The organism is Pseudarthrobacter sp. HLT1-7 (assembly GCF_059383435.1).
Map to the genome: position 1 here is coordinate 48,088 of NZ_JBWZCH010000001.1, position 13,433 is coordinate 61,520.

At 67.4% G+C, this 13,433-nt stretch carries 10 protein-coding genes; 5 read left to right on the forward strand and 5 right to left on the reverse strand.

Going from position 1 to position 13,433, the window contains the following annotated elements; all coding sequences use genetic code 11:
- The first annotated feature begins 466 nt into the window (after positions 1 to 466).
- Entirely contained in the window at positions 467 to 1,036 is a 570-nt protein-coding gene (locus AC50X6_RS00230; RefSeq protein ID WP_494964333.1) for a hypothetical protein, read from the forward strand.
- A gap of 72 nt (positions 1,037 to 1,108) precedes the next feature.
- Here the strand turns inward: AC50X6_RS00230 and disA are convergent, their stop codons facing one another.
- Positions 1,109 to 2,185 carry a DNA integrity scanning diadenylate cyclase DisA gene (gene disA / locus AC50X6_RS00235; RefSeq protein WP_494964334.1) on the reverse strand — a complete coding sequence of 359 codons (1,077 nt, stop codon included), beginning with the start codon at positions 2,183 to 2,185 and terminating at the stop codon, positions 1,109 to 1,111.
- A 457-nt stretch (positions 2,186 to 2,642) separates the two neighbouring features.
- Between disA and AC50X6_RS00240 the strand changes: the two genes are divergently transcribed.
- Both AC50X6_RS00240 and AC50X6_RS00245 read left to right on the forward strand, forming a co-directional pair.
- Complete coding sequence (locus AC50X6_RS00240; RefSeq protein ID WP_494964335.1) at positions 2,643 to 4,256, forward strand: peptide chain release factor 3; 1,614 nt, start codon at positions 2,643 to 2,645, stop codon at positions 4,254 to 4,256.
- A gap of 216 nt (positions 4,257 to 4,472) precedes the next feature.
- Entirely contained in the window at positions 4,473 to 5,828 is a 1,356-nt protein-coding gene (locus AC50X6_RS00245; RefSeq protein WP_494964336.1) for a GAF domain-containing serine/threonine-protein kinase, read from the forward strand.
- A gap of 39 nt (positions 5,829 to 5,867) precedes the next feature.
- On the opposite strand, the gene AC50X6_RS00250 is transcribed toward AC50X6_RS00245, so the two are convergent.
- Positions 5,868 to 7,070, reverse strand: a complete 1,203-nt coding sequence (locus tag AC50X6_RS00250; RefSeq protein WP_494964337.1) for a PucR family transcriptional regulator — start codon at positions 7,068 to 7,070, stop codon at positions 5,868 to 5,870.
- A 100-nt stretch (positions 7,071 to 7,170) separates the two neighbouring features.
- Here AC50X6_RS00250 and AC50X6_RS00255 point away from each other — a divergent pair, with 100 nt between their 5' ends.
- Both AC50X6_RS00255 and AC50X6_RS00260 read left to right on the forward strand, forming a co-directional pair.
- On the forward strand, positions 7,171 to 8,241 hold the full coding sequence (locus tag AC50X6_RS00255) for a ferredoxin reductase (protein WP_494964338.1): 1,071 nt from the start codon (positions 7,171 to 7,173) through the stop codon (positions 8,239 to 8,241).
- Between the two features lie 11 nt (positions 8,242 to 8,252).
- Positions 8,253 to 9,443: a fatty acid desaturase family protein gene (locus tag AC50X6_RS00260; RefSeq protein WP_326966512.1), complete on the forward strand. Its 1,191-nt coding sequence runs from the start codon at positions 8,253 to 8,255 to the stop codon at positions 9,441 to 9,443.
- 111 nt (positions 9,444 to 9,554) lie between these two features.
- Here AC50X6_RS00260 and AC50X6_RS00265 read toward each other — a convergent pair whose 3' ends face one another.
- From AC50X6_RS00265 to AC50X6_RS00275, 3 genes are all read right to left on the reverse strand, one after another.
- Positions 9,555 to 10,208: a class I SAM-dependent methyltransferase gene (locus tag AC50X6_RS00265; protein WP_494964339.1), complete on the reverse strand. Its 654-nt coding sequence runs from the start codon at positions 10,206 to 10,208 to the stop codon at positions 9,555 to 9,557.
- A gap of 612 nt (positions 10,209 to 10,820) precedes the next feature.
- Positions 10,821 to 12,194, reverse strand: a complete 1,374-nt coding sequence (radA, locus tag AC50X6_RS00270) for a DNA repair protein RadA (protein ID WP_494964340.1) — start codon at positions 12,192 to 12,194, stop codon at positions 10,821 to 10,823.
- Positions 12,195 to 12,300: 106 nt separating this feature from the next.
- Positions 12,301 to 13,428: an FUSC family protein gene (locus tag AC50X6_RS00275; RefSeq protein WP_494964341.1), complete on the reverse strand. Its 1,128-nt coding sequence runs from the start codon at positions 13,426 to 13,428 to the stop codon at positions 12,301 to 12,303.
- Positions 13,429 to 13,433: the final 5 nt, after the last annotated feature.

Here is a 13,433-nt window from a genome sequence, read left to right on the forward strand (position 1 = left end):
GTTCGATTCGAACCACGAGTCCAGAGCCGCTTGAAGGCCGCTCAGCGCGTCGCCGTCGGGATCGCTGGGGAGACCGCCGTCGGGAGCGCCGTCGGGGATGACTGCGGCAGGGCCCGCAGGAGCGCGTCCGGGAGCGCTTGCGGGAGCGGTTCCGGGGTTGACAGCGCGGACGGCGGGGGAATCGGCTAGAGCTTTGATGCAAGTAAGCGTAATAGATGAGGGCCACAGTCCGCCCGCGGCGTGGGAGGCCCGCATACGCGGCGCGGTTCTCTAGCCTAGGAGGATGGGTAGGCAAGGCGATTCAGGAAGTCACGGTTCTCGGCCGAAGGTTTCCGCCGGCGAGCAGTCCCCACGGACGCCGCCGCGGAGAACCGGGCTGAAGCCTGCCCGGAGGCCTGCGGGGAAGCCTGCCGGGAAGCCTGCCCGGAAACCGCTCAATCCCGTCTTCCGGCGCCGCCGGCTGTTCGTGGGTGCCGCGCTCCTGCTGGTTATCGCAATCGTCATCGGGGGCTTCGCAGCCGTGGCCGGCGTTGTCAACGCCGGACAGCCCTCCCCGGCCGGCGCGGCGCCGGCGGGTCAGCCGGCAGGCCCGGAGGGGCCCGCTGCTTCCTCCTCCGCCTCGCCTTCCGCTCCTTCGGAGGGGACGGGCTGTGACCAGAACCTCGTGACCGTCACTGCCGCTACAGACAAGCCTGCGTACGCGTCCGGCGAGAATCCGCTGCTCACGCTCAAGGTGACGAACGGCAACAGGGTGCCGTGTGAGATCAATCTCGGCTCCTCGCAGATGGAGTACGTCATCACCAGCGGCTCCGACCGGATCTTCTCCTCTACGGACTGCCAGTCGGACACCACGGACCTCGTGAAGACCATCGCGCCGGGCCAGAGCGAGACGGCGAACTTCCCATGGCAGCGCAACCGCACGGTTCAGGGCTGCGCGGCGATCGCAGCCCAGCCCGGAGCCGGCGGTGCGTACTACGTCTTCACCGCCCGGCTCGCGGACAAGAATTCCCCCAAGGCCGTGTTCCAGCTCAACTAATCCCCATCGACTGCTCCGTAACCGCCGTTTTGAGGGCTCAAAAGGGCAGTTGTGGAGCAATCGACGGGGGTTTTAGAGGAACCGGTCCAGCAGGCTGGCCTCAGCCATGCGGCTCAGGCCCTCGCGGACGGTCCGGGCGCGCTGGTCGCCGATGCCGTCCACTGTCATGAGGTCATCAATCGTGGCCGCCATGAGGAACTGGAGTCCGCCGAAGTGGTCCACCAGGCGGTCGGCGACGGCCTTCGGCACTGCCTTCAGCCCCGAAAGCAGGCGGTAACCGCGCGGCTGGACGACGGCGTCGAGGTTCGCCTCGCCGCCCGCGAAGCCGACAATCCCGGCGATCTTGCCCAGATCGATCAGCTCGGTGGGGCCCAGGCTCACCAGCGCCTTGACGGCATTTTCGATGTCCTCGGCGGACGTGTCCGGGCCGGAGTAGTCGCGGATGATCACGTCGCTGCCGGGGCCGCGGCCCACGGTCAGCTCGTCCAGCTGCAAGGACAGCAGGCGGCCGTCTTCACCGAGCTCCAGGACATACTGGGAGATCTCTTCGGAAATCCGGCGCACCATTTCCTGGCGCTGCAGGGTCACAGCCACATCCCGGACCGTCACCATGGCCTCGATTTCCAGCGCCGAGAGTGAGCTGGTCACCTGATCCAGGCGTGACCGGTAGCGTTCCAGGGTTGCCAGGGCCTGGTTGGCGCGGGCCAGGACCTTCTCCGAGCCCTCCAGTACGTGCCGAAGGCCATTCACATACAGCGCGATGATCTGCATCGACTGGCTGACCGAGATGACCGGGACGCCGGTCTGGATGGCAACACGCTCCGCGGTCCGGTGCCGGGTGCCTGATTCCTGGGTCTCGATGCTGGAGTCCGGGACCAGCTGGACAGCGGCGCGCAGGATGTTGCTGGCATCCTTGTCGCAGATGATGGCGCCGTCCATTTTTGCCAGTTCCCGGAGCCGGGTGGGGGAGAAGTCGATGCCGATGTCGAAGCCGCCCGAACAGATGGATTCGATGGTCCTGTCGATGCCCAGCACGATCAGGGCACCGGTCCGTCCGCGGAGGATGCGCTCCAGGCCGTCGCGGAGGGCGGTTCCCGGTGCCACTCTGCCCAGAGTCGCCTTGAGTGAATCTTCAGGGCTCCGAGCCATAGATTTTCCCTTCAAAGGTGCAGGATCCAGCCTGCAGGTGCGCGGTCTCCAGGGTTTCCCGGCAGGATCAAAAGTACTCGATTCCCCGCTCCCACCATAGTAGAGGTAAAGCGGGCCAACTTCCGCACAGACAAGCCCTAAAGTGGCCCATAGCGGCGCGCTCAGGGGTGCCTTCAAAATGGCTCCAGCGGCGGCCGTCGCTGGAGCCATTTTGGTGCCGCGGTTTTCCCGTTGCTGACCCGTCGCGGACCCGTCGCCCAGCGCACCTTGTCCAGGTATGGTGCGCACTTCGCGGGGGTGGTGCGGCCTGCGATAAACTTGAGGCCTTGGGCGTACCGTCGGCTCCCGGCGCAGCGCCCTCCCAGACCCACAGCAGAACTCCCGCGATCCCACCGGGCCACCCGGACTCGCGCAGTCCCGTCCCGCCACCATCAAAAGCCGCAGCGAAAGTAGCACCGTGTCTCAAGAAGTCCTTAGCCCCGCCCGAGTGCAGGAGATTCACAAGCAGGCTGCCCGGCGTCGGACTTTTGCGGTCATCTCCCACCCCGACGCCGGCAAGTCGACGCTGACCGAAGCGCTCGCGCTGCACGCGAAGGTGATCGGCACCGCCGGCGCCTCCAGCGGCAAGGCCAACCGCAAGGAGACGGTCTCGGACTGGATGCAGATGGAAAAGGACCGCGGCATCTCGATCAGCTCGGCCGCCCTGCAGTTCGCCTACCGGGACACCGTCATCAACCTGCTGGACACCCCCGGCCACGCCGACTTCTCCGAGGACACCTACCGTGTGCTGGCCGCCGTGGACTGCGCCGTGATGCTGGTCGATGCCGCCAAAGGCCTGGAAACCCAAACCATGAAGCTCTTCGAGGTCTGCAAGCAGCGCAACCTCCCCATCATCACGGTGATCAACAAGTGGGACCGGCCGGGCCTGGATGCCCTTGCCCTCATGGACGAGATCACCGAGCGCACCGGCCTCCTCCCGATGCCGCTGACCTGGGCTGTGGGCATCTCCGGTGACTTCCGCGGCGTCTGGGATCTCCGCAATGACCGTTTCGCCCAGTTCAAGCGCAACAACGCCGGCGCCAAAATCGCCCTCACCGAGTACTTCACGCCGGAGGAGGCCGCCGCCAGCCAGGGTAAGGACTGGTCCAACGCCGTCGACGAGGCAGGGCTGGTTGTCGAATCCAACCTCCAGTTCGACGTCGGGGCTTTCCACGCCGGCAAGGCGACCCCGATTCTTTTCAGTTCCGCCGCGCTGAACTTCGGCGTAAAGGAAATCCTCGACGCCCTCGTGGACTTCGCGCCGCCCGCGGCCCCCCGGCCCGACGTCGACGGCGCCCTGCGGCCCGTCGATGCGCCCTTCGCCGGGTTTGTCTTCAAGGTCCAGGCCGGCATGAACAAGGCCCACCGCGACCACGTCGCCTTCATCCGCGTCTGCTCGGGCATGTTTGAGCGCGGCATGGTGGTGACCCAGGGCCGGACCGGAAAGTCCTTCGCCACCAAATACGCCCAGCAGGTCTTCGGACGCGAACGCGAGGTCATTGATGAGGCCTTCCCCGGCGACGTCGTGGGCCTGGTCAACGCCTCCTCGCTGCGGGTCGGCGACAGCTTGTTCCTGGAGCGGCCGGTGGAGTTCCCCGCGATCCCGCTGTTCGCTCCGGAACACTTCCAGGTGGCGCGTTCCAAGGACCCCAGCCGTTTCAAGCAGTTCCGCCGCGGCATCGAACAGCTCGAGCATGAGGGCGTCATCCAAGTGCTCCGCTCGGACATCCGCGGCGACCAGGCACCCGTCCTGGCCGCCGTCGGTCCCATGCAGTTTGAGGTCGTCGAGGACCGTATGGCGCACGATTTCAGTGCGCCGATGCGGCTTGAACGGTTGCCGTACTCCATCGCCCGGATCTCTACGGCGGACGCCATGCCGGCGCTGGCCAACGTGCCCGGAGCCGAGGTGTTATTGCGTTCCGACGGCGAATACCTGGCGCTGTTCAACGACGTCTGGGCGCTGCGCCGGATCGAGAAGAACCACCCGGATTTGACGCTGCTGCCGATCGGTACCCACAACCCCGCCAAGTAGCGGGCGACGCCCTCCCGGGAAACATTCAGGAAAAAGTGCCGCGGGGCTTCCTGGAGGGCGAAATCGGGTTATCATAAGTAACCTTGCTAATTCTGCGGGCGCCGCACTCAAGGGAAGCAAGAACACTTCTTGACTGATTCAACTAAGAGACGGGCCACGCTAAAACGGGCCATGTCGAGACGGGCCACCGCAAAACCGGCCACCCTGAAACGGAGCATGGAACCCGGATTCCTGCTGAGCGGGCGCTACCGGATTGACGGCCCCATCGGCAGGGGAAGCCAATCGACCGTCTACCGCGCGTTCGATGAACTCCTTCAGCGCGAGGTGGCAGTCAAACTCTTCCGCAATGACGGTGACGACCTTGAGCACACCCGCCGGCAGGGCCAGGAAGTGCGGATCCTCGCCGGAATGGGCCACCACGCCCTCGTGACGCTCTTTGACGCCGGCTCCGACCTGAGCGACCCGTCCGCGCGCCTGAGCTACCTCGTGATGGAACTGGTCCGCGGACCGGACCTCCGCCACCGGACCGCCCAGGGACCGCTTTCCGCGGCGCACATGGCGCTGATCGGCCATGACCTGGCGGACGGACTCTCCTACATTCACCACCATGGCATCGTCCACCGCGACGTGAAGCCGGCGAACATCCTGCTGGTGGACTACAGCAACGAGGACCGCCGGCCGCGGGCCAAGCTCACCGACTTCGGCGTCGCCGTCATGATGGACAGGAGTCCGGCGGAGGAGGGCGGCACGTCCGGTACCCCTGCCTATCTGAGCCCTGAGCAGGCCGCCGGTGAAGCCGCCGGTCCACTCAGCGACGTGTACTCCCTGGGCCTAGTGCTGCTCGAGGGCCTGACCGGGAAGATGGCCTACCCGGGAGCGCCCGTCCAGTCCGCCGTCGCCCGGTTGCTCCAGGATCCGCACATCCCGGAGGGACTTGCGCCCATGTGGGTCTCGCTTTTGTCCTCCATGCTGGCCCGGGACCCGGCCGGGCGGCCCGCCGCCCGCGAGGTGTCGCTGGCCCTGCACCAGGAAGTGGTCAACGGAGCGGCCCGCCACCGCCTCGCCAACGTTCCGTCAGCGATCGACGAGGAAGGCCGCATGCGCGCCGTCGAGCGATACCGGATCCTCGATACGCCCTCCGATGGAGCCTTTGACCGGATCGCAGGCCTCGCGGCACGCTTGTTCTCCGTGCCTGTCGCGATCGTGAGCGTCGTGGACCACGACCGGATCTGGTTCAAGGCACACCACGGCACGGACTTCACCGAGATGGGCCGGGATCCGGGACTCTGCGCCTCCGCGATCCTGCAGGACGACACATGGGTGATTGAAAGTGCCGCCACCGATCCGCGCACGCTGGCCAACCCGCTCGTGGCGGGCGAGTTCGGCCTGCAGTTCTACGCCGGAGTTCCGCTGCGCACCCCGGATGGCTACAACTTGGGCACCTTCTGCATCCTGGACCGGGAACCGCGCCAGTTCACCGCCGAGGACACCCGGACGCTCGAAGACCTGGCCGCGATCGTCATGAACGATCTTGAGTTGCGGCTGCAGAGCAGGGAACCGATCACCCGCTGACACGGCCCGACGCCGGCTGTGCCAAATGCCGGCGCTGGCCTAACGCCGTCCGGCGTGGAGGGCGAGTTCCAACTCGAACCGCGCCTTAGGGTCCTCCAGAGTGTCGCCGAACAGCTCACGCAGCTGGGCCGCGCGGTAGCCGACGGTTTGTGGATGAATTCCGAGTTCGGCCGCCACCGGGCCGCGCTGGCCCCAGTGCCGAAGCCAGGACAGCAGTGTCACGGCCAGCCGATCGCGCTGGGCCGGGCGCAGTCCTTCCAGCGGTGCCAGCCGGCGGTTGGCCAGCTCGGCGATGGCGGACGGCTCCGCGCCGAGGATCACCTCGGCCAGGTGCTCGTCCGCCCAGATCGGCGGATCCTCCGGACCGTCCCGGGGCGGCAGCACGGAGGCTGCCCGCACTGCCAGGCGGAGCGAGTCCGGGACTTTCTCCCAGCCGCCGGCCGGCCCCACTGCAGCCCCGCGGCCGCGCAGCGCCTTGTCAAGGTCCCCCCGTGCGGACTCTGACTTCCGTGCCGGAACCAGGGCGACGGCGTCGGTCTCGCGTTCGATCACGAGCGTCCCGGGTCCCAGCCGCAGGCGCAGCCCGGCCGACCGGTCCAATGGCAGCGTCACCACTATCATCCGGGGCGGCAGGGACCAGTCCGCCATGGCGGCCATCTGGCGCAGGGCCGCCTCGTCCGCCTGTCCCAGCAGCAGCAGGTCCAGTAGTTCGGTTCGGCGCCGGTCCACCGCGCCGGCCCGTTCGGACTGCTCAAAGGCATACGCCTCGGCGCTGACAGCCGATAGTTCATCGATGTAGGCAAGAATCGATTCGCCGAGATCGACCACCACGCTCTGGCCCAGATGGTGTTCAACGGAGACCCTCGACATCTCACGGAACGTTACGCGGGCACCCATACGGTAGGCGCTGAGCAGGGCATCCATGCTCCGGCCCTGCCGGAATTCGCCACTGCCCAGCCCCGCCACCAGCTGCCGGCTCTCCTCCGACAGGGCCGGAAGCGTGGTCCCAGGAAGCTGCAGGAAGCGGTCCAGCGCGGCCGCGACACCCCGCCGCAGCCCCCGGCCGAACCGCCCCTCGATGGGCCGGGCATAGGCGGGCACCAGCTGCGGCACGGCGTCGATGATGGCCTCGACAATGCCCGGCATCATCGGCCGGAGCATGTCGCTGACCTCGCGCGGCAGCGCCAGCCACGGGGGGTCGAGGGCGGGTGTTTCGGGCAGGCCGGTCGGGGAAGCGTTCATGAGGCACATTCCGTAAAGTTGTTGCGGGAAGATAGTTTCCTGGACTCGATCGTATGCCCAGAGTGAAGAACTATGACCTTATCTGACATAAGATGGAAGCATGATCCGGCTCCGTAAGCTGGCGCGCGCCGCATCTCTACTGACCACCCCCCTAGCTCCAGAAGATATTCTGTCGCTGTTCAACCCCGTGTTCTCCGCCCGCCAGTTGCGCGGCGTGGTCACCCGGGTGGTTCCAGAAACGGCCGATTCCGCCACTATATTCTTCCGTCCCGGCCGCGGCTGGCAGGCACACCTTGCCGGCCAGTGGGCCCGTATCGGCGTCGAGCTCGACGGCGTCCGTCACTGGCGGTCGTATTCGCTCAGCGCCCCTGCCGGCAAGGACCCGGCCATCACCGTCACCGATATGGGTGCGGTCTCCGGCACACTGGTGCGCAGCACCAAGTCCGGCGACATACTTTTCCTGGCGCCCCCACAGGGCGACTTCGTCCTGCCGGAACATCCGCGGCCGCTGCTGATGCTCACCGCCGGCAGCGGAATCACCCCGGTTATGTCGATGATCCGCACCCTGGTTCCGCACCGACCGGATTCCGACGTCGTTCTCATCCACAGCGCCCGGACCCCGGCGGACGCCATTTTCCGCGAGGAACTCGCCGAACTTGCAGACCAGTTCCCCAACTTCAAGGTCACCAACTGGTTCACCGGTGAACGCGGGCGGCTGGACTTCACATCGGCCGCCGAGCTGGACCAGCTTTGCCCCGACTGGCGCGAGCGCGCTGCCTACGCCTGCGGACCCGAAGGTTTCCTCGACGACGCCGAGGTGCTCTGGGCAGCCGGGGCCTCCGCAACTGACGACGGCGTCGCCACCCTGACCATCGAGCGCTTCAGCACCAAGCTGGCCGGCGGCGACGGGCACGACGGCGGACTGGTCACCTTCGAGGCCTCGGACCGCGAGGTCGAGGCCGACGGCGATACGCCCCTGCTCGACGTCGGCGAGGATGCCGGCGTCCTGATGCCCAGCGGTTGCCGCATGGGCATCTGCCACAGCTGCCTCATCCCCCTCCGGGCCGGCCAGGTTCGTGACCTGCGCACGGACGAAGTCCATGGCGAGCCCGGCCAACTGATCCAGACGTGTGTTTCGGCAGCCGCCGGACCTGTTAACCTCGACCTCTGAGGAGTACCCGCATGACGATTATTTCCGACAAGCCTGATGTTTCCGCTGATGACACGAGTTCCTCGACGGCGCCCGCTGCCGTGAAGACGCGGCCCGGCGCCCTCGCCGAGTCCGGCAGCCCGACGGTCCGGCCGCCGGCCGCGGCGCACCTCTCCGACGCGCAGATCGCCGAGATGGGCCGCGAACTCGACGCCATCAAGGACGATATCCTCGCCAAGCGCGGAGCGTCCGACGCCGCCTACATCCGCCGCATGATCAAGATCCAGCGCGGACTCGAGATCTCCGGCCGCGCCGCCCTTCTGGTGAGCAAGAACAAGGCAGCCTGGGTCACCGGGACCACGCTGCTGAGCTTCGCCAAAATCCTGGAAAACATGGAACTGGGGCACAACATCCTGCATGGCCAGTGGGACTGGATGCGTGACCCGGACATCCACTCCACCACCTGGGAATGGGACTTCGTTACGCCCGCGCGCGCCTGGCAGCACACCCACAATGATCTGCACCACCGCTGGACGAACGTCATCGGCAAGGACAACGACGTCGGGTACAACCTGCTGCGCATGGACCCCCAGCAGGAATGGAAGCCGTTCAACCTCGGCAACCCGCTCTACAACGCGCTGCTGGCCCCGGTCTTTGAGTGGGGCATCGCGATCTACGATCTCGAGCTCCAAGACTACAAAGAGGGCAAGAAGTCCAAGGAAGCCCTCACCAAGGACCTCAAGGCCCTGGGACGCAAGGCCCTGAAACAGTTCACCAAGGACTACGCCGCCACTCCCGCCGTCGCCATGCTGACAGGCTCCGGAAAGCAGGCGCTCTACGGCACCCTGACTGCGAATGCGGTCCGCAATGTCTGGGCGCACGCGGTGATCTTTTGCGGCCACTTCCCGGATGGGACCGACACTTTCACCGAGGAAATGGTGGAGGGCGAGACCCGTGGCGACTGGTACGTGCGGCAGATGATCGGCTCCGCTAACATCTCAGGCTCCAAGTTCATGCACCTTATGACCGGCAACCTTTCGCACCAGATCGAGCACCACCTCTTCCCGGACATTCCGTCCAACCACTACGCCGAGGTGGCGCCGAAGGTGCAGGAGATCTGCAGGCGCTACGGTCTGCCGTACACCACTGGCCCCATCTGGAAGCAGGTCGGCTCCACCTGGGCCAAGGTCTTCAAGCTGGCCCTGCCGCCCAAGAAAGCCTAGTTTCAGTCCGGCACACCGGCTGGAATGATTGATATGAGGGGCGCCTGCCATCGCGGCAGGTGCCCCTTTTGCGTGGCGTTGCGGTTCGCGAGTCGGACCCGGGCGGGAACGTCACGCCGCGGGACTGTCCCCGGGTTTGGCTGCCACACCCAGAACGTGCGCAACCCGCGGGTTGCCGGGAAGAGCTGAAAAGCCGAAGCGCTCCAGGGCGTGCACGGTGAAGCCGGCACCCGCGATCGAGGCTGCGGTGTCGCGGTTCGGGTGGCATCCGCCGGCCAGCCGGCTCCACAGCGGTGCGATCAGGTCCTCGGCGGCCGCGAGCACACGGTGTGCCGAACGTACGTGTTCGTAGAACAGCAGCAGGCCGCCGGGTCGTAGGACCCGGGATGCCTCCGCCAGCGCGGCCGACTGGTCCGACACGCTGCAGAGCACCAGACTCGAGACGACGACGTCGACCGACGCGTCCGACGCCGGCAGCGATTCCGCCACGCCGTCCTGCACAGTGACGGGCACCGCTGCCGTGGCAGCGGCGGCCACCGCCAGCGCCCGGAGCGTGGGGTCCGGTTCGAGCGCCAGAACGCTCGTCACCGCAGACGGGTAGAAGCCGAAAGTGGCCCCGTAGCCTGCCCCGATTTCGACGACGACGCCGTGCGCGGTCTCCACGAGGCGCCGGCGGTGGGCCGCCGCTCCGCGGGCGTCCATGCGCGGACCCACCCGGGCAAAGTATGGACCGAATGATGGATCGCGGGGGCTGGTGTCCGGCATCGGGGCGTCCTTCCGGTCAGCTGACTTCGGTGGGGTTGAGCTGCAGGCCACGCAGCAGATGGGCGTTGATAGCCACCACAATAGTGCAGATGGACATCAGCGCCCCTTAGCGATTCCCCCCATCCAGCTTCCATGTTCCGCCGGTTGCCGTCCTCTGGCTGGGCAATTTGGTTAGTTCGTCGGGGGTCTGGGCGCGGTGGCCGGGCTCTGGGACATGCCCCGCGCCGGGGCCGGCGGGTGGACATAGTGTCATTGTGCCCGGTCCCGGGTGCGAAGAATGGGCATGTCCCGCGCGGGGACGCCCGGCCCAAAGGGACATGCCCCGCGCCGGGGGCAGCGGGTGGACATAGTGTCATTGTGCCCGGTCCCGGCGAAGAATGGGCATGTCCCGCGCGGGGACGCCCGGCCCGAAGGGACATGCCCCGCGCCGGGGGCAGCGGGTGGACATAGTGTCATTATGCCCGGCCCCCGGGTGCGAAGAATGGGCATGTCCCGCTGGACTGGACACCGGCGCGAAAAGGTCCAGGCTCCGTCTGATCCCCGACGTAACGAACGAAAATGACCGCTTGTTCCGAAGGCGCATATTTTCTCGGCGCCGCGAACCGGCCAGGGTCAGCTGATCAGCAGTCCCAGCGCCTCGGCCAGGTGTCCGACTTCCCGCACGGAGAAGCCTGCGGGGATGGGACCGGGCCCGTTGGGACTCGCGGGCACCACGGCGTGAGTGAACCCCAGCCGGTGGGCTTCCTGGATCCGCTGGTTGATGCCAGGTACGGGCCGGACTTCGCCGGCCAGGCCCACCTCGCCGAAGGCGATAAGCCGCTGCGGCAGAGGCTTCCTGGCCTTGGCGGAGGCCACCGCCAGGGCGACGGCCAGGTCCGTGGCGGGCTCGCTGAGCTTCACGCCGCCGACGGTCGCGACGTAGGAATCGTCCTTGTTCAGCAGGCAGCCGGCGCGCTGCTGGAGCACGGCGAGCAGCATTGCCACTCGGGAGCTGTCCAGCCCGCTCGTGGCGCGGCGGGGCTGCGCGCTGGAACTTTCGGCCAGCAGGGACTGCACCTCGGCCAGCAGCGGCCGGCGCCCTTCCAGGGTCACGGTGATGCAGGTTCCGGAGACGGGTTCCTTGGTCCGCGAGACGAAGAGCCCGCTCGGATCGGCCAGGCCCACGATGCCGTCCTCATTCAGGTCAAAGCAGCCGACGTCGTCCGTGGGGCCGTAACGGTTCTTGACCGCCCGCAGCAGCCGCAGCCGGGAATGACGCTCGCCTTCGAACTGGCACACCACATCCACGAGGTGTTCAAGCAGCCGTGGCCCGGCGATGGAGCCGTCCTTGGTTACGTGTCCCACCAGCAGGGTGGTCATGTTGCGGCGCTTGGCCGCGGCAATCAGCGAGGCGGCCACCTCACGGACCTGCGAGACACCGCCGGCGCTGCCCTCGACGTCGGCGCTGCTCAGGGTCTGGACGGAGTCCACGATCAAGAGGCGCGGCTCGAGCTTCTCCACCTGCCCCAGGGCCTGGCCCAGATCCGTTTCGGCGGAGAGGTACAGGGAGTCGGCGACGGCGTCGATCCGGTCAGCACGGAGCTTCACCTGCGCGGCGGATTCCTCGCCTGTGATGTAGAGGACGTCCTGCGCGGTGCGCGCAAACTTGGCCGCGACGTCCAGCAGCAGGGTGGATTTACCCACGCCGGGTTCGCCGGCCAGCAGGATGACCGCGCCGGGAACCAGCCCGCCGCCAAGCACCCGGTCCAATTCGTCCACGCCGGTGGGCAGGAAGGCCGCGGTGCTGGCATCTACCTCGGAGATGCGGCGGGCCGGTTCCAGGACGGTGGTGGCCGTCGTCGTGCGTGCCACGGCGCTGCCGGTCTCCTCAACGCTGCCCCAGGCCTGGCACTCGCCGCAGCGGCCCACCCACTTGGCCGTGGTCCAGCCACATTCGGCGCATTTGTAGCCCGGCGCATTTGAAGCGCGGGAAGTCTTGGTAGCCATTGCTCCACACTATCCGCGGCCAGCGACAACCAAGCCGCGGAAACGCGTGCGGTGAAACTGCATCGCCGAAAAGGCCGCCGCGAAGTACCGCCGGCCGGAATGCCGGTTACAGCGGCGGCAGGATGTCCCGGGCTTCGCCGGAGTCCACCCCGGCGGCCTCGAGCAGGTCCACCATCAGCGGGCGGAACAGCATGACCACCGTTTCGCCCTCCAGCCGTTGCACATCCAGCAGCCGGGGATGCAGCCTGCCCGCGATCTCCCGCAGGTCTGCCCGGGTGGTACGCAGATGGGCGCGGCGGGCGCCGTCGTGCGCTTCCGCCAGGCCAAGCGAGAGCTCATCGACGGCATTGGCGGTCTCCTGCAGGACCTCGGCGATGTTCTGGGTGGCCTCATCGGAGAGCGCCGCGTGGTTGATGGCGCTGGTCAGGCGGCGGGCGAACACGCGGCTGTTGCGCAGCGCGAGGTCGATGTAGTCCAGCGACTGCTCCATCCGGTCCAGCTCCTCCCGGTGCCGCCGGTAGGCCGGGGCCAGGGTGGCCACCTCGCCGGAGGCGCGCAGGGTCTGGCGCATGGAATCGACCAGCGGCTGGCAGTTCCGTCCGCGGATGAGCGCGTGCCAGGCCTGGGTGGAGTCGCTGGAACTCAGCGCGGAGCCGCATTCGCGCAGCACTTCGGCAAGCTCGTGCAGGAGCTTCTTGACGTCATTGCGGGGTTCCCGGCGCGGATCCTTGGGAATCAGGACCGTCACCAGCAGTGCGAACACCCCGCCCACGACGGCGTCGATGCTGCGGGTGAACGGGCCGCCGTCGGGAGCCGGCAGGAGCACCACCAGCAGCGACTGCAGGCCCAGCTGCGTGGTGAAGATCGTTCCGCTGTCCAGGAACCGTGCCAGCAGGATCGAGAACAGCAGCACGACGGCGGCCTGCCAGATCCCGGCGCCCAGCCAGTGCAGCAGCAGATCGCCCACGACGATGCCGATGGTGCACCCCAGGCCCACCTCCACGACGCGGCGCAGCCGGGGATCGCGGGAAAAGCCGAGCGCAATCAGCGATGATGTGGCGGCGAACAGCGGGCCGGTGTGACCCAGGACGTACTCGGCGAAGGCGTAGGCACCCACGGCGCAGGCGGTCATCTGGACGGCCGGCAGGATCGAGTTGCGGCTCCGGACAAAGCCGGTGCGGACCCGGCCGCGCAGGAATCGTGCGCTTGCGGAGTGTCCAATAGCGGAGGCCATGCCCA

Bases quoted from the DNA above. Each gene is read 5' to 3' on its own strand.
- disA (WP_494964334.1), bottom strand. From the start codon at position 2,185: ATGGCTCGGAGCCCTGAAGATTCACTCAAGGCGACTCTGGGCAGAGTG.
- AC50X6_RS00245 (WP_494964336.1), top strand. From the start codon at position 4,473: ATGGAACCCGGATTCCTGCTGAGCGGGCGCTACCGGATTGACGGCCCC.
- AC50X6_RS00250 (WP_494964337.1), bottom strand. From the start codon at position 7,070: ATGAACGCTTCCCCGACCGGCCTGCCCGAAACACCCGCCCTCGACCCC.
- AC50X6_RS00255 (WP_494964338.1), top strand. From the start codon at position 7,171: ATGATCCGGCTCCGTAAGCTGGCGCGCGCCGCATCTCTACTGACCACC.
- AC50X6_RS00260 (WP_326966512.1), top strand. From the start codon at position 8,253: ATGACGATTATTTCCGACAAGCCTGATGTTTCCGCTGATGACACGAGT.
- AC50X6_RS00265 (WP_494964339.1), bottom strand. From the start codon at position 10,208: ATGCCGGACACCAGCCCCCGCGATCCATCATTCGGTCCATACTTTGCC.
- radA (WP_494964340.1), bottom strand. From the start codon at position 12,194: ATGGCTACCAAGACTTCCCGCGCTTCAAATGCGCCGGGCTACAAATGC.
- AC50X6_RS00275 (WP_494964341.1), bottom strand. From the start codon at position 13,428: ATGGCCTCCGCTATTGGACACTCCGCAAGCGCACGATTCCTGCGCGGC.